Source organism: Pirellulales bacterium, from assembly GCA_035533075.1.
Classification (GTDB): domain Bacteria; phylum Planctomycetota; class Planctomycetia; order Pirellulales; family JAICIG01; genus DASSFG01.
The window spans coordinates 1-20,693 of record DATLUO010000035.1; the positions used below are offsets into that span (position 1 = coordinate 1).

Below are 20,693 nucleotides of genomic sequence, written 5' to 3' on the forward strand. Positions count from 1 at the left end.
CAACGTTCCGACAACCCGGTCAACCAGCTCGGCATCCACGGTAGCCAGAAGCAGGCACGAATTGTAGCCGTCGGCCTGCACGACGACCGCAGGACGCTTTTTGCCGCGAGCGCCGGAGGAATGCGGGAACCGAACGAGCACTGGCATTCCGATGTAAACTTTTATGGTTTAACATGTTATGTCGATCCAAACGGGCGGGTGCCCTGTCACGCCGACACGGCGTGCAAAATAAAGGCGACACGCGCGTGTCGCTTTTGTTTTGCGCGAGCGACTGGTTTTGGTTCCGGCCTTCGAGACGGCGCAAAACAAAGGCGCCGCGCGCGCGGCGCCTTTACCGCGCACACGGGGCCGGTGGTGCGCGAGCGTCTCGACGCTCGATTCACGTGCCCGTCGCTTGTCTACGCGGCCCCGACGCGACACGCGTGTCGCTTGCGCGCAGTCGAGGCCCGGACGCCGGCCCGGAGCGGGCGGGCTTGGTCACCCTTTGGGTGCTGAGATTTGCGGCGGAGCGACGTGCTTTTTCCGACGTCGTGCTACAATAACCCAAAACGGGAACCTTTTATGCCGCTGCGCGATCACTTTCGCCCACCCTTGGATGACGTGCATTCCTGGGATGAGCTCCACGGAATGTGGCCGGCGACGATCGTCCGCAAGCTCAACGAGATCCTTCCGCAGCCTTACTTTGCCGCGCCCGGGGTTCACCTCGGCACGCTTTATGAAATCGACGTCGGAACTTACCGCGATCCCGCGTCGGGGCCGGACGGCCCGCACGACGGCAACGGTGGGGTGGCCATCGCCGCGTATGCGCCACCGAAGCCGACCCTGACGTTGGAGCCGCGGTTGCCGAACCAGGACGTGTACGAAGTCCGCATCTACGACAGCCGACGCAACCGGCGGTTGGTGGCGGCCATGGAGATCGTCAGCCCGTCGAACAAAGACCGACCCGAGACGCGAGGCACCTTTGTGTCGAGGGCCGCCGCCTTGCTCAAGCACGATGTCTGCCTGTCGATCGTCGATGTCGAGACCACCGGCGATTTCAACTTGTATGCGGAGCTGCTGAGTTTTATGGAAAGCGTCGATCCGGCGTTGGGCGACGGACCGCCGGCCGTGTACGCGGCGACACTTCGCTTGCGCAACGAAGACCGCCGACGCCTGATGGATCTCTGGTATCATCCGCTGGCGGTCGGCCAAAGCCTGCCGTCGTTGCCCATCTGGCTCACGCCAACCTTCGCCATCTCGCTCGACCTGGAGGCCAACTACGAAGAGACTTGCCGCGCCCTGAGGATCGGATGAACCGAATCAAGCCGTGGCGCAGTGCTTTGGCGGCGCTGCTGATGGTTGCTTGCTGGTCGCCCCGCTGCTCCGCGGCGGTGGTTGTGTTCGCGAATCGCACGCCGAGAGAAGTCGAATTCATCCTGGTGGAGCAGGCGGAAGAACGCGCACTCAAGCTTGCGCCGGGCGAACTCGGGGCGTTCAGGACCGGCCCCGGAACCGGGTTCTGGTTCGCCGACGAACCGAACCACGGCTACCGCCTGCGCGGCGGCTGTGCCTACGTCTTTCTCCACAGCCGTCGTCTGGCCCGCCGCGAGCTGCACCGCATCCAACTTGTCGGGGAAGACGTGGGGCTTGTCGGGGAAGACGTCGCGCCGGACGACGAAACCGAAACCGGGCCCGGTCCAGCCGAGGCGGCGAAGCCGAGCATCGCGGGCAGCCCCGCCGAACAACGGCGCGCCGCGCGGATCGCGGTCAGGCTGGCTTGCGACGCCTCCGGGACGGACCAGCCCGATGTCTGGGAAGCGCGGCTGCGCGCCTGCCTGCGGGACGCTGCCCGCATCACGACGCGGCAGTGCGGCGTGACGTTCGAAGCGGTCGATTTCCAGCGGTGGCGACCGGACCGACCGCTGGCGGACGACGGCGAGGCGCTCCGCGATCTGCGTTCCGCGCTGCCGGCGCAGCCGGGCGAACTCGTCATCGGCTTCACCACGCGGCCCGATCGCGCAGCGCCTTGCGCCGGCCCGCCGGCGACCGCGCCGCTGGCCTCGCACCTGTTGATCCGCGAAGGTCCGCAACCGACGCCGCAACATGAGCGGCTGGAAGCGCTGTTGCACGCCTTGGGACATTACCTCGGCGCCGCGCACAGTCCCGAACCCGATTCCCTGATGCGCTCGGCCCTCGACCCGACACCCGCGCAGCCGCGTTCCGCCTTGCACTTCGATCCCGTCAACGCCCTCGCCATGGCGCTGGTCGCCGACGACTTGTCCCTGACAAAACCTCGAGCGCTGCCGGACCTCAGTCCCGGCGTGCGAACGCGGCTCGAAAGCATCTACGCGACGCTCTCGGAAGCGCTGCCGGCCGACCCCACGGCGGCAAGCTGGCTGCGGCTGCTGAAGCCCGCGGCGAGGGATGCGGCGGAACCGGCCATGCCGGCGGCGCGTCGCCAAGAGGAGCTTCCGCCTAGCGAGACGGAAAGCCCGCCCCCGCTCGAACCCCGCACGCCGGAACCCGCGCGCGGCGTCTCCGACGAAGCTGCCGCGGCACCCGTCGAGCGCGCAGCGGACAAGCGCGCGGCAGATCTGGCCCGCGACGACCCGCTGGCGGCGAACGTCGCCCGTGAATCGCTCGACGAGCCAAGCTACGATTCCCAGCCTGCGCAACCGCTCGATCACCGCGTGCCGGACGAAAACCGGGCGGAGATACCGCGGGCGTTGGCGTTGGCGCTGCTCTTACTGGCCCTCCCGGCGGCGATGGTCGTTTGGAGACTTGCCGACCGCAACCCACATGGTGTCGGGGCAGACGACCCATCCGCGTCGAACGGGCAGCCGTTGAAGGCGATCGATCGCGCGGGCTGGTGGGCCTACTTGGCCAGCGTGGCGATCGTCGGCGGATGGGTGACGCATGCGATGCTTTCCGGCCAGCAGGCGGGGTTCAAGGCCGCGGCACTGCTGTTGTTCGCCGGAATGACCGTCATGACCGTAGCCCCGCTCTACCCGATGGCCGGACCGTTGGTCTATCTCGTCTTATCGTACAGCCTGCAACGGGAAGACCCCGCGGCCGCCCGCATCGAGGACTCCGGGATCATGGGCTATTTGGTGTTGTTGGCAGTCGCCGCCTTGATCCTGCGATTGGTGCGTCAACGGCGCTGGCCGCGTCCGCCACGCGAGGCGGTCGTGTGGGCCTTGCTGGGCATGATGGCCTGGATTGGCGTGTCGGTGCTGAACGCCACGCTCGACGGCTTGCCGGTGACGCCGAACCTCGTTCATCGTGCGGCGCGGTTCGTGCAAGTGCTGGTCCTCTTCCTGGTGACGTTTTACGCCGGCGCCGGCCTGGCGGAGTTGCGGCTGACCACGCTCTTGCTGGCGTTGTCGCTCGTCGCCCGCGTCTACGTTTTCCACGCTCACGTCCGACTCGAGCAGAACCTGGCGATGGTGGCGGCGATGGTCTGCCCGCTGTTGTGGGTGACGGCCCAAACGGCGCCGGCCAGGCTGGCCATGCTCGGCTGTTACCTGCTGCTGGCGCACTTCGTTTGTCTGATCGGGTATATTCAGAACCGCGCGGCGATGGTGGCCCTGCCCGTTGCGGCGGCGGTGCTCTTGCTCTCGTCGCGGCATCGCACGCGCGCTCTCTTGCTGGCGGCGCCCGTGGCGGTCGCCTTGGCGGCGTGGCTGCCCAGCTCGGGCCTTCTGGACCGCTTCACGGGAATCTATCAGCAAGGACAATTCCAAGAGAGCGCATACTATCGATTGCGGCTTTGGGGCGCCGGCTGGCACATGGCCCTCGACCACGCGGTTCTCGGCGTGGGGCCGGGCAATTTCGACCTGCTGGTTCAAAACTACGATCCAGATTTGCTGGCGATGGGCCCCCACAACGGCGTCGTGCAAATGGCGGCCGAAACCGGACTGGTGGGCGTGGCGCTTTATCTGGGGCTGATTCTGTCGGCCAGCCTACGGCTGGCCGCCACCGTCTGGCGATATCGCGACGACTGGCGAGGTTGTCTCGCCGGCGGCGTGCTCGCCGGCCTCGCCGCGCACGTGGTCACCGGACTGTTTCTCGAAAACCCGTCGTTGGCGGTCACCTATGTGCTGCTGGCCCAGGGTCTGACGTTGTCGGCCGTACCGGTGACACACGTCTACCGCGAGCGTCTTCGTCTACCGCTGCCCGACTTCTTGGCCCAGCCGCTGGCCGACTTTTCGTTGCGGTGGCCGCGCGTCGTATCGGGCATGCCCGTCGCCTGGCGAAGCCCGTCTCGATGCCGCCCGGCCGAAGGCGGCGTCGCCGGCGCAGCGCGGGAATCAGCATGGCCAAAGGCGGCAGGCGGAGCGTGGCTGCTGCTCGCCCTTTACGCGGCCTTGACGGTCGCCGGCTCCTTGACGCCTTTCTCCTTTCAGGCCGCGAGTGTCGATGCGGCCCTGTCGATCTACGGGCGCGAGATGGGGCGGGCCATTGAGTTCAGCGACCGCGCCGACTGGTTGTCGAACGTGCTCTTGTTCGTGCCCCTTGGCTTCTTGGCCATGGCGGCCTGTTGTGGCGCGCGAAGGCGATTTGCCCGCCGCGCGGCCACGAGTTTCCTGGTTGTGATCGGTTGCCTGTTGTTCAGCGCCTCGATCGAGCTGGCCCAGGTCTGGTTCCCGTCGCGGACCGTCAATCCGAACGACGTGGCCGCGGAAACGTTGGGCGCGGCGCTGGGCGTCGTCGTTTTCCTCTTGGTCGGAGACCGGCTCGTGGCAATGGCATCGTCCGTGTTGGCCACGCGCAGGCCTTTATGCCGGAGCGAAAAGCTGCTCGCTTGCTACGCGGCGGCGGTGCTCGTCTATGCCGCCTGGCCGTTCGACTTCACCATCAGTCCCAGCGATCTGGCCGGCAAGTTGCGCGACGGCCGCCTGGACCTGGCCGATTGGTCGCGTCCCGGCTGGTTGTCGGTCTTCATGGCATCGCTGCTGCTGATGGCTCCCATCGGGTTCCTGCTGCGCACCGTCGCGACACCGCGCGGTCGGCCGGTGCGCGGCTGCGCGGCCGCGCTGGGCTGGGGATTGGCATGGTTACTGGCAATCGAGTTCTGCCGGCTACTGACATTGAGCCAATCCGTCGGCGTGCTGCACCTGGCGGGCGGAGCGGCGGGCATGGTGTGCGGTGCTTTCGCCTGGGCCGGCACCCGAGGCAAAGCAACGCCCTGACGGCGAGCGGCTACCAAAAGAGCTAAATTACGCCTGTGCGCGTATCGACATGACCGATTTTGCGGCTATGATCTACTCCGGTCCAAGGGTGCCGCTACCTTGAGAAAGGGCAACCCCTTGACAAATGGAAACGGTCAACTAACTTGGGAAACTTAGTACGAATCGGCTTGTTGCGGCATCCTTGACTGACCGATGGATGCCCGGCAATGCCAGCGAAAGTCTTTGGTCGAATCGGCGAGTTTTCGCCGGCCGGTTGAAGCAAGTGCCGCCGACGGATTTTGGGAAAACGCTCCGCGTAAAACTTCTCGCTCTTGCCAGGGCGAAGAGTGGGTGCCTTTCCGGTCCGCGAGGCAGTGGGTGAAAGGTTCAACCTGCACCCCACGGGGACGGAGTCCGCGCCGGGCGCGGCAAATCATTCGCTCCTCCGTGGTAGACGCGCCAAATCTCGGTTCCCTTCTCTTCGTTTCAAGTCCGACAGACCGGCCGCCGTTTCACCGAGCTCGGCATCGGCTGTACGAATCTTTGTTCGTTATTTCCTCACTCCATGCGACGCCATCGCACACGTAAGGGCGCCAAGAACCGCGGCGCGGTCCATGCCGGTTTTAACGGGCACGGCGCCCACGGCGAAAGGGCCAGCAAGTCGGCGGCCGCCGTTGCGGCGGAGCAGCTCGACTCGTCGCCGTTTGTTTTCACCTGGCCGGTGCGGACCGCAATCGCCCTGTTGATCGCCCTTTTCGCCTGGTCCTATTGGCAGGTCCTGGGCGAACTGGTGACCGCCTGGAACCATCAGCCCGACTATTCGCACGGCTGGTTCGTCGTCCCGGTGGCCGGCTACCTGCTCTGGTCGCGCCGGGCAGACTTGCCCGGCCGCTCGCGGTCCTTTGCCTGGGGCGGCTTGCTGCTCGTCGGCCTGTCGCTGGCAGTGCGGACCGCGGGCAGTGCTTTCTATATCGACGCCGTCGAGGCCTGGTCGATTCCGCTTTGGGTGGCGGGAGCGTTCTGGCTGTTGGGCGGCCGGCGGGTGTGCTGGTGGTCGTTGCCCGCGGTGGGATTTCTGGCCTTCATGATTCCCTTGCCCTTCCATGCCGAGCACCTGCTGAGCTATCCCTTGCAGCGCGTGGCCACGCGGGCAAGCTGCTGGTTGCTGCAGAGCCTGGCCCAGCCGGCCTTGCAGGAGGCCAACGTGGTGAGCATCGGCGAGGTGCGGCTGAACATTGTCGAAGCCTGCAGCGGACTGCGGATTTTTGTTTCCATCCTGGCGCTGGCCTATCTCTACGCCGCGCTGATCAAGAAGCCGTTGTGGACCAAGTGCGCGTTGTTCGTGGCGGTGGCCCCGGTGGCCGTGGCCGCCAACGCCTTGCGAATCACGCTCACCGGGCTGTTGCACGTGATGGTGTCGGGCGAGGCGGCGCATCGCTTTTCGCACGACCTGGCCGGCTGGCTGATGCTGCCCATCGCGGCCGCGATGTTGGCCTTCGTGGTGTGGTATGTCGACAAGCTGGTGTTGCAGGTCGAAACATTGACCGCGGGCGACTTGCTCCGCGAGGGCGCCGCCAACCCAACGCCCGTAACTTAAAACCAAGCGAGAAGCTACGCGGAGCGGCATTTTCGGCCTCAGCGGCCGCGGCCGACTCTCCGGCGAACAAACCATGTCGAATCCTCTACTGCCAAATCGGATGCCGTCGGGCCCGGAACCAGACCGGTCGCCCATGACGGCCGAAGGCGGCGTCAAAATGATCACGGTGGCGGAAGTGCTCGCCGTGCTGCGCCGCTGGTGGTGGCAGTGTACGCTGGCGGGCATCGTGCTGGCGGCGGTGGCCGGCGGCGTGGTCTGGAGCACCTTCAAGCCGGTCTACGAAGGACTGGCGCTGTTGCTCATCAAGTCGGATCCCGAATACATCGCCTTTCCGCAACAGTCGAATTCCTACTCGTTCGCCTGGACGCAGTTGGAGACGCTGCGCAGCCCGATCGTTCTTTCTCGCGTGGCGGCGCAGCCGGAGATCGCCAGCCAGCCGGAGGCCAAGGAGATCGGCGAGGTCGACCAGTGGCTGGCCAAGAAGCTGGACGTGCGTTTTGTGGGCCAGTCGGACTTGTGCCAGGTGACCTTTCGATCGGAGCGCCCCGAGGTGGCGGCGATGGTCGTCAACGCGGTGGTCGACGAATACTTGGCGCTGCACCAGGACCGCGAAGGCGAGCAAGCCGACCGCATCATCTCCTTGCTGGCCGATCAGCAGCGCGAGCGCCAGTCGGAGGTGGAAGGCCTGCGCGAACGCGTGCGAGCGTTGCTGAAAAAAACGACCGGGCGCGAGCCGCTCATGCTGCGCGGCGAGAGCAGCCTGATCATTCGCCAGAACCCGTTGGCCGACGCCGAAGATCGCCGCATCGCCGCCGAGGTGGAGTGCGAGGTGCTGTCGGCCCAGTTGAAGGTCTATCAAGAGGCTGTCGCCGCCGACAAGGTGGAGATTCCGCCCGAAGAGCTGCAACGGGCGTTGTTCGAGCATCCCGCGATCAATCATCTCAGCCAGCAAGTGGCCGGGCTCGAACAGTTGGTGGCGATGAGGAAGAATGCCGCCGCGCCTGGTTACAAAGACGCGCTTGTCAACAAGACCAAGGAGCTGCAGAAAGCGCGGGAAGTCCTTGAGACCCAAGTTGAAAAGCTGAAGCCCTCGGTGGCCAAGGAATTGGAGCGGCAGCTTTTGGCCGATCAAGTGGAAAAGATTCACGAGTTGCAGGTCAAGCTCGAAGTGCAAAAACGGATGATGGCCCAATGGGACGAGAAGGCGCAGAAGGAGCGCAAGGAGATGGAGAGCCACGGCAGCGAGCGGCTCGACCTGCAGTTCGCCCAAGACGACTTGGAGCGCTCCGAGGAAGTCCACTCCCGAATTGCCGAGCGCATCGTGGCCTTGAAGACCGAAAAGGTCCGGCCCGCGCGGGCCACCAAGCAGCACGCGGCCAAGCCTCCCAAAGAGCCGGTCGAAAAAATCCCCTATCGCAAGCTCTTCATCGCCGGTTTCGGCGCGTTTTTCGTCCCCTTCGGCATCGCCTTCTTGTGGGAACGCCTGGCCCGCCGGGTTTCCGACGGCGAGCGCTTGTCCGCCGACGCCAACCTGCTGGTGCTCGGTGAAGTGGCCTCGTTGCCCACCCGGCGGATGACGGGCACGACGCATTCGGCCGGTTACGTCCGCGAACGGGTGACGTTCGAGGAGAGCGTCGATGCCTTGCGCGTCACCTTGATGCACTTGCCCGAGGCCGAACGGCTGACCACGTTGCTCGTGACCAGCGCCGTCAGCGGCGAGGGAAAGACCAACTTGGCGGCGTCGCTCGCGATCAGCCTGGCCCGCGCGACCCACGCGCCGCTGTTGATCATCGACGGCGACATGCGCGACCCCGACGTACACGAGATCTTCGGCGTTTCGCTCCGTCCGGGGCTGGCCCAGGTGCTCGACGACACCTGCCCGCTGGAAACGGCGATTGTCAAGACGGAAATCGAACACGTCGATATGCTGCCGGCCGGCAAGTTGAAGAACAGTCCGCACTTCTTGCTTCGCAACGGAGCGTTCCAGTCGTTGCTGGCCGGCCTGCAGACGAAATACCGCTATGTGATCGTCGATTCGCCGCCCGTGCTCTCGGCCAGCGAAGCGGTGGTGCTGGCCCACGCCTGCGACGCCGTGCTGATCTGCTCGCGGTGCGACTACAGCCGCAGCTTTCATTTGCGCTCGGCCAAAGACCGGCTGGTAAGCGCCGGCGCCCGCGTGTTGGGCGCCGTCATCAGCGGAGTGCCCACCCGGTCGTGGGCCCAGCGTTACGGTGGCTATGGGTACGGCTGGGAACGGTATGCCGAGTCGTTTCGGTCGTTCTATGCCGACGGCCAGCGGCTGACGCCCGAAATCGAGGATTTGCGGGACGGCATCGTGGGCGCGGACGACCCGCACGGTGCCGATGGCAACGGCAACGGTCCGATGAACGGTCACTCCTAGGCGTCTGTTCGAAGTCACGTGACTACCGACTCAAAAGTTGAAGTGCAGAAGCGGCTGAAAGCGACCGCCCCTCGACCCGCAACGGCTGCCAAGGCCCGGTCGGGCAAGCGCTGGGTGCTGAACTTTCGCCTGCTGGGCGTGACTGCCGCCGTGCTGGCGGTGGTCGCTCCGGCGCTTTATTTCTGGCACGCTTATCAGGTCGAGCGGAATGCGTCGGCGCTGCTGGCCCTGGCCGGCCGGCACGAAGAGCGCGACGAATGGATGGAAGCCGCCGAGGAGCTGCACCGCTACTTGCAGCTTCGCCCCGACGACCTGGAGGCCATCGTGCGGCGGGCCGAAGACTTCTATCGCGGGGCCAAGGCGCCCCTGCAGAAGGTCCGCGCCGTGCAGCTCTACGCCCTGGCCATCGCCTTGGCGCCCGACCGCGACGACTTGCAACGACGCCAAATGTCGTTGCGGCTGGAAACGGGCGACTATCGGGCAGCGGTCGAACAAGCGCGAAAGCTGCTGCAGAACACGCCCGACGACCCGGAAGCCCTTCGCGTGCGGGCGCTCGGACAGTACCACCAGTGGCGCTCCCGAAAAGTGGAGCCGCCGCAAACGATCATCGACGCCTTCCAGGCGGCGATCGCCAAGAATCCCAACGACAGCGAGTTGGCTACGACACTGGCCGTCTTTTACCGCGTCGACGTTCGGCCGTCCAAGGCGCTCGGCAAAGCCGAACTGGAGCAGAAGGCCGATGAGGCAATGGACGCTCTGGTTGCCAGATCGGAGCAGAAGGCGGACGCCTTCCTGAACCGCTATCTCTACCGCCTGCAATTCAATCTCCCGGAAGCCGACGCCGATCTCGACCAGGCCGTTCAGGCCGACGAGCCCAAAAAGACGTTGGGGGTCTGGCTGGCCGCCGGTCAGCGGGCCCTGAGCGCCCGCGACTACCAGCGGGCTGTGGAACATTTTCGCGACGCGGTCGAGCTTGAGCCCGCCGACCGACGCGGCCATCTCGGACTGGGCAACGCCTACAGTGCTCAAGGGAAGGACGAGCCGGCGGTCGGGGCCTGGCAAGAGGGCCTGGCCAAGACCGAGCCGAACGACATTGAGTTGCAGCTTCTGATTGCCGCGGCCGAAGTTCGACTGGAGCGCTGGAAGCAGGCGGAAACCGACCTGGCGCGCCTCGAGCGGCAACTCGCGCCGCTGACGGGACCGCAACAGGCCGAGCTGCAAGGAACGATTCATCTTTTGCGCGCCGACGCGGCCATCGGAAACAAGCGGTACGCTCAGGCGCTGGCCTCGTTGAAGCAATCGTTGAAGCTGCGTCAGGCCGGGGCCGAGTCGCTCAGGCGGGCCGCGTCGATCGCCCAGGTCGAAACGCGGATGGCTCAATGTTACACGGCGTTGGGCCAGGCCGACCAGGCGGCGCTGGCCTATCAGCGGGCGGCTGATTTGCTGCCGCGCGACGCCGGTCCGCGGCTGTTGGCCGCCGTGGCCTGGGAAGCAGCAGGCCGCTTCGATGAAGCCGTCCGACAATACGACGAAACGCTGACGCTGAAGGGCATCGCCTCGGGCGTCCGGGTGGCACTGGCCAATGCCGAATACCTCCGCCAGCTCACCACGCCGTCGGCCCAACGCAATTGGGAAAGGTTGAGCGCCGAACTGGCCCTGGCGAAAGCCGATTTCGCCGAGCGCGAAGTCGCAGAACCCGCCTTGCTGACGCTCGTCGACAGCGAGTATCAGGCGTTGAACGGGCTGGTCGATCAGGTGGTCGAACGTGTGCAGGGCATCGAGGAAGCGTTGCTCGAAAACAAAGACCTTACACGGCGGCTCGCATTCGATTACGAGCGTTGGGAGCGATCGAACGACGCCGACCGTTTGCTCGAGCGGTTCCGCACGGTCGCCAAAGACCCGCTCGACTACCGCTTGCTGGCCGCCGAAGTACAGTTCCGGCGAAACCGGCACGACGAGGCGTTCCGCCTGCTCACCGATGTCTTGCCGACGACCTCCGGGGCGGCGCGCCGCGATGTGCAGTTCCGGCTGGCCGTGATGTATCTGGCCGACGGCAAGGTGGAGCAGGCCCGGCCGTTGCTGGCAAGCCTGGCCGCCGATGACAAAGACGACCCGCGGCCGCTGCAGTTCCTGGCCGAGCTGGCCCTGCAATCGGGCAACATCGAAGACGCCGTGACCTGCAATCGGGATCTGGAGGCACGTGAAGGCCCGGATGGAACCAACTGGCGCTACTATCGCGCCCAGCAACTGCTGGCCCAGGCCGGCAAGCTCGCCAAAGACGATTCGGCGGCCGCCAAAAAGCTGCTTCAGCAGGCCGTGGAGTTGCAGCAACAGGTGGAAACGCTCAGGCCCGGCTGGGCGCCAGGATACTTGCTGAAGGCCAGGCTGCTCGAAGCGGGGCTGGTGCGCGACGAGGCGACGGCCATTCAGGCCTACACGCAGGCCATTCGCCTGGGCTTGAAGTCGGTGCCGATCTATGACGCGCTGATCCTTCTGCTTTACCGCCAGAACCGGATTGCCGAAGCCGACGGCTACCTCAGCCAGTTGCGCGATGCGAATCTCTTGCCCCAAGAAATGACCCCGCTCGCCATGGCCATCGACATTCGGCGAGGCAACGTCTCGAGCGCGATTGCGATGGCCCGCGAGCAGATCGCCAAAGAGCCGAACGACGCCGTGCGTCATTTGCGCTTGGGCATGCTGCTGGCCGGCGAGGCCAACCAGCGCGACGCGTCGGCAAAGGCCGAGGCCGCCGACGAGGCGAAGCTGGCGGAAGCCGAAGTCGAACTGAAGCGGGCGCGAGATCTCGCGGCTGACGACTCGCGCAACTGGGCCGCCTTGCTGTCGTTTTACATCAGTAGCCGGCAAACGGAAGCGGCGGCGAAGCTGCTCGACGAGGTCCAGCAAACCGAGTCGCTCACGGGCGATGTGAAGGCGTTCTTTCTGGCCCAAGGCTACGCGGCGCTCGGCGATCACGAGCAGGCGAAGTCGCACTATCTGGAAGCGATCGAGGCCGCGCCCGAGCGGGCCGCCGTACACAAGCAGGCGGGCACCTACTTTTATACCCGAGACCGGCAGCTTGCCGAAAAATGCCTGCGCCGCGCGCACGACATCGACCCGAACGATCACGTCACGACGCGGTTGCTCGCCAACCTGCTGACCTCGACCGGCGAAACACAAGAGAACCTCGATACCGCCTGGAAGCTGCTCGGCGAGGGCCAGGCCGACGAGCTGATCGAGCCGGCCGACAAGCGCCTGCACGCGATCCTGTTGCTGAAACGCGGCGGCACAGACTACCGTCAGCACGCCCAGCAATTGCTCGAAGCGCTGGCCGGTGATTCCAAGCGGGCGGCGCCGATCGACCGTTTGCTGCTGGCCCGGCTCTACGAGGCCCAAGGCAAGATGGCCGAAGCCCGCGAACAGTTGAAGCTGCTGGTGAACATCGAGCGTCCCGCGCCCGAACATCTGGCGGCTTATATCGACAACCTGTTGCGCTCGGGACGGTCGGCCGAAGCCGCCGGCCGGCTCGACGAGTTGGCGCGGACCGAACCCGAAACGAGCAGCTTGCGCACGCTGTCGTTGCGGGTGCGCTGGCTCAAGGACCAGGACCGGGCAACCGACATCGGGCCGCGAATCGAATCGTTCCTCGAAGATCGCCTGGCGGCCTTGCCCGAAAAACCGAAACAGGCCAAGGCGGTGGTCGCGGCCGCCGAGTTGTACGCCGCCGTCGGCATGGCCGAAGCGGCCGAGCAAACGTATCGCCGGGCGATCGAAATCGATGCCTCGGCCACCCGCGATCTGGTGTCCTGGCTGAACAAACAGGGACGAACGAGCGAGGCCATTCGGCTCTGCCTGGAAATGGCCCAGAACGACTCGTCGCCGTTGCCGGCCATGTTGCTCAGCAACGTGCTGGCGGTGGGCAGGCCGACGGAAGAAGACGAGCGGGCCGCCGGGCCGGTTTTCGAGCGCGCCCTCGCAGAGCACGCCGACCAACCGGAGTTGCTGTTCAGCATGTCGATCAAATACCTGATGGACGGCCGCAACGACGAGGCGATCGATCTGTTGCGCAAGACGCTCAAGTTGCGGCCGCGCCACTTGCCCGCCATGAACAACCTGGCGTTTATCCTGTCGCTCAAGCCCGATGGGCGCGAGGAAGCCGCCGACCTGATGGACCGTGCGATCGCGATCGCGGGCATGAATCCCGAGTTGCTCGATTCCAAAGGTTGGGTGCTGATGCAGCAGCACAAGCTGGCCGAGGCGCTGGACGCCTTCCAGGAAGCGCTGTCGAGCGCGCCCGGCGACGCGCGTTACCATTTCCATCTCGCGCTGACCTATCAGCTTCAGGGCAAGCTCGAGGCGGCACGCAAGTCGCTGGCGCAGGCGCGCCAAGGCGGTCTGGCTTCGGCCGTGCTGCCGCCCGACGAAAAGTCGGCCCTGACCAGGCTCGAAACGGCTTTGCAATGAACCGGCGACCGCGGTCGCACCCCTGTTCCCAGCCGACATGAACTCAAACGCCTCGCACATGATGCTTCTCCCGCGCCGGCAAATTCCTTACGTCTTGTTGATCGCGCTGACCATCGCCTCGGGCGCCGTTGCCGGGGCGTTTAACAACCGCTGGGGCACGCCGGCAAACTTGTCGGCGGCCGGCGAACGGGTTGCCAACTTTCCCAAACAGGTCGGTCCCTGGCGGCTGGAAACCGCGGAGCCGTTTATTCCCGTCGTGGCCGAGATGCTGGAATGCGCGGGAAGCCGGTCGTGTACCTATCGCCATCAGCAAACCGGCGCCGTGGTTCGCGTCGGCCTGCACGTCGGGCCGCCGGGACCGACGTCGGTCCATACGCCGGACGTTTGCTACAGCAGTCAAGATTTTGAGCAAATCGGCCCGCGCACGCGGATCGAGCTGCTTTCGCCTGCCCGTGGCGGCGGCACGTTTTGGAAAGCCGATTTCCGCGCCCGCACCTTGCGCGGCGGGGCGATGCACGTGATCTACGGTTGGAGCACGGGCCACGGCTGGGTGGCGGCCGATCGGCCACGCTTCGAGTTTGTGGGTCATCGGCTGCTGTACAAGTTGCAGGCGGCCTCGGTTTACGACGAAGACAACGACGAGGACGGTCCGCCGGCCTATCAGCAGTTTTTGGAAGAGTTGCTGCCGCTGGTCGATGCCCAGATTCTGCGTGGGCCGTCGCGGTAAGCACGCCGGCCGGTGGAAGTCGTCGCCAACACATCGTTCGCCCGTCCCTTTTTCCTTGCCTGTTTCCTTTAGAAAGCACGGGAGCCAGCATCCATGAGTTACGCCCTTCGTAGTGAGGCGGTTGAGCGAGAATTGCTCGATCGCACAGCCGACAACGACGCTGGCGGGCGGCTTGCACCCACGGCCTACCTGTGCCGCAAGGGGGCGGTCGATCGCCTCGCGGCGTGGCTGCTGTTGGCCGCCGGCTGGCCGATCATTTTGGCGACCATGCTCGTCGTCCGCCTGACTTCTCGCGGCCCCGCCGTTTTCCGGCAAACACGCGTCGGTCTTCACGGCCGCATCTTCGTGATGTACAAAATCCGCACCATGCGGATCGATGCCGAAGCGGCCAGCGGCCCGGTCTGGACCCAACAGAACGATCCGCGGATCACGAGCGTCGGCCGTTGGATTCGCCGCCTGCACCTCGATGAGCTCCCGCAGCTCATCAACGTCGTCAAGGGCGAAATGGCACTCATCGGCCCCCGGCCCGAACGCCCTGAATTCACGCAAAAGCTCGCCCTCGACGTTCCGGGCTATCTCGACCGGCTGCTGGTGCTTCCGGGTGTCACCGGCCTGGCCCAAATCAACCTGCCGCCCGATACCAATCTCGACAGCGTGCGGCGCAAACTGATTTTGGACCTGGCCTATGTTCGCGAGGGAAGCTTGTGGCTCGACCTGCGAATTTTCGCCTGCACGTGTGCCCGCTTGTTCGCGGTCAAGGGACCGCGCGTCACGCGTTTGTTCGGCCTGCAGCGAATCGCCTACCTGCCGGCCCCCGCGGCCTTTGACGCCGGGACGGCGACCATGGCCACGGACGACGAGTCGCCCACCGTCGACTTGGTTGCCGCCAGCCTGCTGGCCAAGACGAACGGCCATGTCCATCCAGCGGCCAACGGCCACAACGGACACGCCGGCCCCTGGTCGGACGAAGTGCCCGCCGCCGCCCGCCGCCGCCCAAGATAACAATTCATCATTTGCATTTTGCAATTCGCCATTCCCCCCATGCTGCAAAACGCCTTCACCGTCGACGTGGAAGATTACTTCCAGGTCACCGCCTTCGAGCGGCACATCCGCCGCGACGACTGGTCGACGTTCGAAAGCCGGGTCGCCCGTGGCACCTATCGCCTGCTCGATCTGCTTGCCCGGCACAACACGCGGGCCACGTTCTACGTGCTGGGCTGGGTTGCCGAACGCTTCCCCGAACTGGTCCGCGAGATTCAATCGGCCGGGCACGAGCTCGGCTCGCACAGCTACTGGCACCGCTTGGTTTACCACCTGTCGCCCGACGAGTTCCGCGAGGATCTCGTCTTGTCGCTCCGCATTCTCGAAGGCATCACCGGTCAGGCCGTGGCGAACTATCGGGCACCCAGCTTTTCCATCACCCGCCGCTCGCTGTGGGCGCTGGACATCCTGGCCGAGCACGGCATCACTTGCGATTCGAGCGTCTTTCCGATTCACCACGATCGCTACGGGGTGCCCGGCGCCCAGCGGCACATTCATCGCCTCGACACGCCGGCCGGCCCGCTGTGGGAGTTTCCGCCCTCGGTGTCGCGCGTGAGCGGCGTGAATTTGCCGGTGTCGGGCGGCGGCTATTTCCGGCTTTATCCATTGTCGCTGACGATCCGCTGCCTCGAACGAATCAACCATGCCGGGCGGCCGTTCATGTTTTATGTTCATCCCTGGGAAGTCGATCCCGGTCAGCCTCGTTTGCCGGCCGGCACGCGGCTCTCGCGACTGCGGCACCGCGTGAACCTGGCCTCGACCGAAGCCAAGCTCGACCGCCTGTTGGCCCGCTTCCGCTTCGGCCGTGTCTCGGACGTCATCGCTCAACACGCCCATGAGTCTGTAGGGAGCGCCCTCTGTGGCGCTCCGTGAATTGTGAACCTGCTTTACCTCGTCCATCGACTGCCTTACCCGCCCGACCGGGGCGACCGCATTCGTTCTTGGCACCTGCTGCGGTTCTTGGCCGAGCATGCCCGAGTCGACGTGGCTTGCCTGGCCGACGAGCCGGTGACCGACGAACAGCGCCGGGCGCTGGCGGCCGTCTGCCGGCGCGTGGCCATCGTGCCGCTCGACCGCCGTGTTCGCTGGTTTCACGCCGCCCGCTCGTTGGCCCGCGGACGCTCGGCGACGGAGGGTCTGTTTCATTCGCGGCAGCTTGTGCGGACCCTGACCGACTGGGCGAGCGAAACGCGCTACAACCGCGTGGTGGCCTTCTGTTCGAGCATGGCTCCCTATCTCGACCTGCCGGCGTTGTCGGGCGTGGCGAAGTTCTGCGACCTGGTGGATGTCGACAGTCAGAAGTGGTTCGACTACGCCGCCACGGCCCGCGGCCTCAAACGCCGGCTGTTCGCGCTCGAAGGCCGCCGCGTGCGAAAGCTCGAAATGAATCTTGCTCATCAAACCGAAGCGCTCCTCGTCGTCAGCCAACCCGAAGCCGGGCTGCTGCATCGCTTTTGTCCGATGGCCAACGTGCATGCCATCGCCAACGGCGTCGATCTCGATTACTTCCACAATCCAAAATCCAAAATCCAAAATCCAAAATCTCTCGTGTTCGTCGGCGCTCTCGACTATCGGGCGAACATCGACGGCGTCACCTGGTTTTGCCGCCAGGTCTTGCCGCGCGTCCGTGCCCGTTATCCGCAAGCCGTCGTCTCGCTGGTCGGCCGCAATCCGCTCTCCGCCGTTCGCGAGCTGGCCTCGCTGCCGGGCGTCGAGCTGGTGGGCCAGGTGCCCGACATCCGGCCGTTCGTGGTCGCCGCCACCGTGGCCATCGCGCCCTTGCGAGTGGCCCGCGGCATCCAAAACAAGGTGCTGGAAGGAGCCGCCCTGGGCAAGCCGGTGATCTCCTCGAGCGCCGCCCTGGAGGGCTTCGACCTGGTTCCGGGCGAGCACGTTCTGCGGGCCGACACGCCCGACGAGTGGCTGGCCGCCATTTCGCTCTTGTTCGACGACCCCGCCGAGCGCGACCGCCTGGCCGCGGCCGGCCAGGCCTTTGTCGAAGAGCACCACACCTGGTCCGCCCGGCTCGCCCCGCTGGCGGACCTGCTCCGCCTCGATGCCTCTGTCGGGAACGCCCTCTGTGGCGTTCCGGAGCTTGCCACCCGCCGGGCGGAAGCTCTCGCCGTAGCGATGAACCCTGAACCCTGACCCCCGAACTCTCTCTTCGTGGCTCACGACATCACACTCGAACCGACCGACGAAACCGTAGGCCAGGCTTTCCCGCCTGACGCCGACGGCGGTGGCGCCACCGGCACGCTCACGCCTGCCGCTCGCCACGACCAAATCGAAAATCCAAAATCCATAATCCATAATGACTCCGACGACGAGCTGCCCGTCACGATCATCGAGCGCAAGCCGGGCTGGAAGTTCGTCGATCTGGCCGAGCTGTGGCGTTATCGCGAGCTGCTCTATTTCCTTACTTGGCGCGACGTCAAGGTCCGCTACAAGCAGACCGTGCTCGGCGCCGCCTGGGCCGTGTTGCAGCCCTTCGCCACGATGGTCGTGTTCAGCCTGTTCCTGGGCCGCTTGGGCAACATGTCGAGCGGCGACCTGCCGTATCCGCTGTTCGCCTTCGCCGGGCTGTTGCCGTGGACCTTTTTCGCCACGGCCATTTCGCAGGCTGGCTCCAGCGTGGTGGGCAGCCAGAACCTGGTGACCAAGGTCTACTTTCCGCGGCTGTTCATTCCGATGGGTGCGGTGGCGGCCGCGCTGGTCGACCTGGCGGTGGCCTGCGGCATGCTGCTGGCCATGATGCTGTATTACGGGGTGATGCCCGGCTGGGGGCTGTTGTTGGCTCCTTTGCTGGTGATCGGGCTGACGGTGGCGGCGTTGGGCGTGGGGGTGATGTTGTCGGCCTTGACGGTGGCCTATCGCGACTTTCGTTATGTGGTTCCGTTCATGGTTCAGCTTTGGATGTTCGCCACGCCGACCATCTACATGCAGGCCGACTCGGTGATCAGTCCCAAGTGGCACAGCCTGATGCCGTTCAACCCGGCGTTTGGTTTGATCCTCAATTTTCGCCAGGCGACGCTGGGCGGCCCGCTCGACCTGTGGGCCTTGGCGGTTTCGCTTTCGGTTTCGGTGTTGCTGTTGATCGGCGGCTGTTTGTATTTCCGCCGCGTCGAGCGCAGTTTCGCGGACATTATTTAGTGGTTAGTGGTTGGTGGTTAGTGGTTAGTGGTTAGTGGTTGGTGGTTAGGGGTTAGTGATTAGGGGTTGGCCTTCCCAGGCCGACAGGTCTTGAAAGTAGCAGGCACACTCCGCTGTGCCGTCCGCCGCGTTCGCGTGAAGGGTTGCAGTTGCGGAAAACAACGCCCGCTCTTCCATCTTTTTATTCGTAAGTCGTTTGTTTGTTGCTTGTTGCGTTGCTTGCTCGATTTGCCTGAAAACGCTTGCCGCAATAACCTGGACAGGGGGGTGCAAGTCCCAAGTCCCGGACCCCGGACCCCGTTTGAGTTTCTGTCAGTCATCTTGTAAAGCTTCGCCGAACCCGGTACGCAGGTGCCGTACACCAACCCGAAGCGCCAGCGAGGAACGTGAAAAAGGCGACAAAACCTCGCTTGCGCTTCGGGTTAGTGTGAAATGGGAACGGGTTCGGCGAAGCTTTACGTCATCTTTCTCTCCTTCGTTGGTTAGAGGTTGCCGAACTTGAACGCTTGCATTCTCGCACCGAACTGGCTTGGCATGTTCCACGGCTGCCGCAAATTTGCACCAGCCGCAAAACACGGCATATTTTGCGTCTGACCTCAGTTACAAAGACCGGCGGACGGCACAGCGGAGTGTGCCTGCTACTTTCAATCCGCAGCCTAACACCCGAGTGGCTCGGGTGGTTCGTGAAAAACACCACCTGAACGGGTTGCGAGCGTGCCAATTCGTAAAGTGTTTTGTGGCTAGTGGTTAGGGCAATGAGACCGTGGTTAGTGGTTAGTGGTTAGTGGATTGGTTAGTGGTTAGTGGTTAGTGGTTAGTGGTTAGGGGTTAGGGGTTAGGGGCTGGCGACTTCCAAGTTCCCTGAACCCTGAACCCTGAACCCTGAACCCTGAACCCCGAACCCTGAACCCTGAACCCTGAACCCTGAACCCCGAACCCTGAACCCTGAACCCTGAACCCTTTCGCGGGTTTGTCGGGCAGCGGAGCCGGCGTTAAAATAGGTTTATGAGCACGCCCTTGATCGAAGCGTTGGAACATGTCGAGTTGACGCCGGGCACGTATTGCTGCCATGTCAAGGGCCATTGGGTCGAGGTCCGCGTGCGTAAAGAGCAACCCCTGCTTGCCAAGCCCTTTGACGAGTCGGACGTCATGCTCGACCCCTGGTTTGAGTTGCCCGGCCTGAACGCGGTAGGCCGCTGTGAGGTTAAGGCCGGTATCGAATTGACAGTTGATCCCCCAGACGTCCCAAGCGAGTGGGCCGGCGATTGATCTACCAATGTCCGGCCATAGATTCGGCGGTCGACCAGGGCGACATCGTTGACGGCTGCCCGCTGCTTGAGGTTGTGGCTTTTGACCCTGACAGCATCAAGCCGGCGCAGATCGGATACGCCGCCGCTCGGATCGTCGTGCTCACCCAAACTTGTGACCTTGCGAATCGAAAGACGACGCGGGTCTGCGCGGCGCGTGTGCTTGTTGCCCAAGAAATGGTCGATCAGCGGATCGTGAAGGAGGCCGAAGTCAGAGGGCCAATTCGCGCAGGCCGGGTTTTCGGCATGTATTACCTGCCGAAGGACGTAGCGTTGGGCCTGCCGGAGGCGATCGTCGACTTGCGCCAGCTTCACACGGTTCGGCTCGACCTGCTGCAAGCCCTGGTTCGCAATGGCAAACGTCGCGCTCGCATTCAGCCGCTTTACCGCGAGCACCTCGCCAAGCATTTCGCCGACACCTACAGTCGCATCGGCCTGCCGGAGCCCTACGAAACGGATGCCTGAAATCCGCTCCTACGGCGTTTGCTTACTGAACCCTGAACCCTGAACCCTGAACCCTGAACCCTCGCCGGGACTTTGGACTTCGGACTTTGGACTTTAATTCAGCCACGGATCGACCACCGAAAAAACACGGATAATTGAGTAGAGTAGGCGGGGAGGTTGGCCTCCCCGCCCCTCGTCAAACCGGACGGGCGGATTTCCCGCATCCGGCTTTCCCAAGAAATTCAGCCTTGCGGCCTAGTTTCCACCTCGGTGCAGAGACGTTGTTCCGTAGCGGGGTTTGACCCCAAGCGGTTCTCCTTACTTCTTGCAGAAACAGATTCTTGGTAGGGTCCCTTCGCTCCACCGGAATTACCCGGCTTCATCGCTACTACGAACCCATCCGACTCCCGGCGAG

General features: G+C 64.6%; 12 protein-coding genes. All 12 read left to right on the forward strand.

The features are described from left to right. The first annotated feature begins 561 nt into the window (after positions 1-561). The 12 genes from VNH11_03895 to VNH11_03950 all read left to right on the forward strand — a co-directional run bounded on the left by VNH11_03895 (position 562) and on the right by VNH11_03950 (position 20,299). Positions 562-1,293 carry a DUF4058 family protein gene (locus tag VNH11_03895; protein HVA45506.1) on the forward strand — a complete coding sequence of 244 codons (732 nt, stop codon included), beginning with the start codon at positions 562-564 and terminating at the stop codon, positions 1,291-1,293. After that, on the forward strand, positions 1,290-5,171 hold the full coding sequence (locus VNH11_03900) for a VanZ family protein (GenBank protein HVA45507.1): 3,882 nt from the start codon (positions 1,290-1,292) through the stop codon (positions 5,169-5,171). Before VNH11_03895 ends, VNH11_03900 begins: the two co-directional genes overlap by 4 nt. A 544-nt stretch (positions 5,172-5,715) precedes the next feature. Next, on the forward strand, positions 5,716-6,747 hold the full coding sequence (locus VNH11_03905) for an exosortase/archaeosortase family protein (protein ID HVA45508.1): 1,032 nt from the start codon (positions 5,716-5,718) through the stop codon (positions 6,745-6,747). A 133-nt stretch (positions 6,748-6,880) separates the two neighbouring features. After that, positions 6,881-9,148 (forward strand): polysaccharide biosynthesis tyrosine autokinase, encoded by a 2,268-nt coding sequence (locus tag VNH11_03910; GenBank protein HVA45509.1) that lies wholly within the window; start codon positions 6,881-6,883, stop codon positions 9,146-9,148. Between the two features lie 18 nt (positions 9,149-9,166). Continuing rightward, a complete protein-coding gene (locus VNH11_03915; GenBank protein ID HVA45510.1) occupies positions 9,167-13,609 on the forward strand; it encodes a tetratricopeptide repeat protein in 4,443 nt (1,480 codons plus the stop codon). 37 nt (positions 13,610-13,646) lie between these two features. Beyond that, on the forward strand, positions 13,647-14,336 hold the full coding sequence (locus tag VNH11_03920; protein ID HVA45511.1) for an exosortase-associated EpsI family protein: 690 nt from the start codon (positions 13,647-13,649) through the stop codon (positions 14,334-14,336). A gap of 93 nt (positions 14,337-14,429) precedes the next feature. Beyond that, positions 14,430-15,338 carry a sugar transferase gene (locus VNH11_03925; protein HVA45512.1) on the forward strand — a complete coding sequence of 303 codons (909 nt, stop codon included), beginning with the start codon at positions 14,430-14,432 and terminating at the stop codon, positions 15,336-15,338. 18 nt (positions 15,339-15,356) lie between these two features. Next, a complete protein-coding gene (locus VNH11_03930) occupies positions 15,357-16,250 on the forward strand; it encodes an XrtA system polysaccharide deacetylase (GenBank protein ID HVA45513.1) in 894 nt (297 codons plus the stop codon). A gap of 3 nt (positions 16,251-16,253) precedes the next feature. Then, the gene (locus VNH11_03935; GenBank protein HVA45514.1) at positions 16,254-17,525 is read left to right on the forward strand and encodes a TIGR03087 family PEP-CTERM/XrtA system glycosyltransferase; all 1,272 of its coding nucleotides are present in this window, start codon (positions 16,254-16,256) and stop codon (positions 17,523-17,525) included. A gap of 18 nt (positions 17,526-17,543) precedes the next feature. Next, complete coding sequence (locus tag VNH11_03940; protein HVA45515.1) at positions 17,544-18,527, forward strand: ABC transporter permease; 984 nt, start codon at positions 17,544-17,546, stop codon at positions 18,525-18,527. Positions 18,528-19,532: 1,005 nt separating this feature from the next. Continuing rightward, complete coding sequence (locus tag VNH11_03945) at positions 19,533-19,796, forward strand: hypothetical protein (protein HVA45516.1); 264 nt, start codon at positions 19,533-19,535, stop codon at positions 19,794-19,796. Beyond that, entirely contained in the window at positions 19,793-20,299 is a 507-nt protein-coding gene (locus tag VNH11_03950) for a hypothetical protein (protein HVA45517.1), read from the forward strand. The genes VNH11_03945 and VNH11_03950 overlap by 4 nt, the downstream gene beginning before the upstream one ends. Positions 20,300-20,693: the final 394 nt, after the last annotated feature.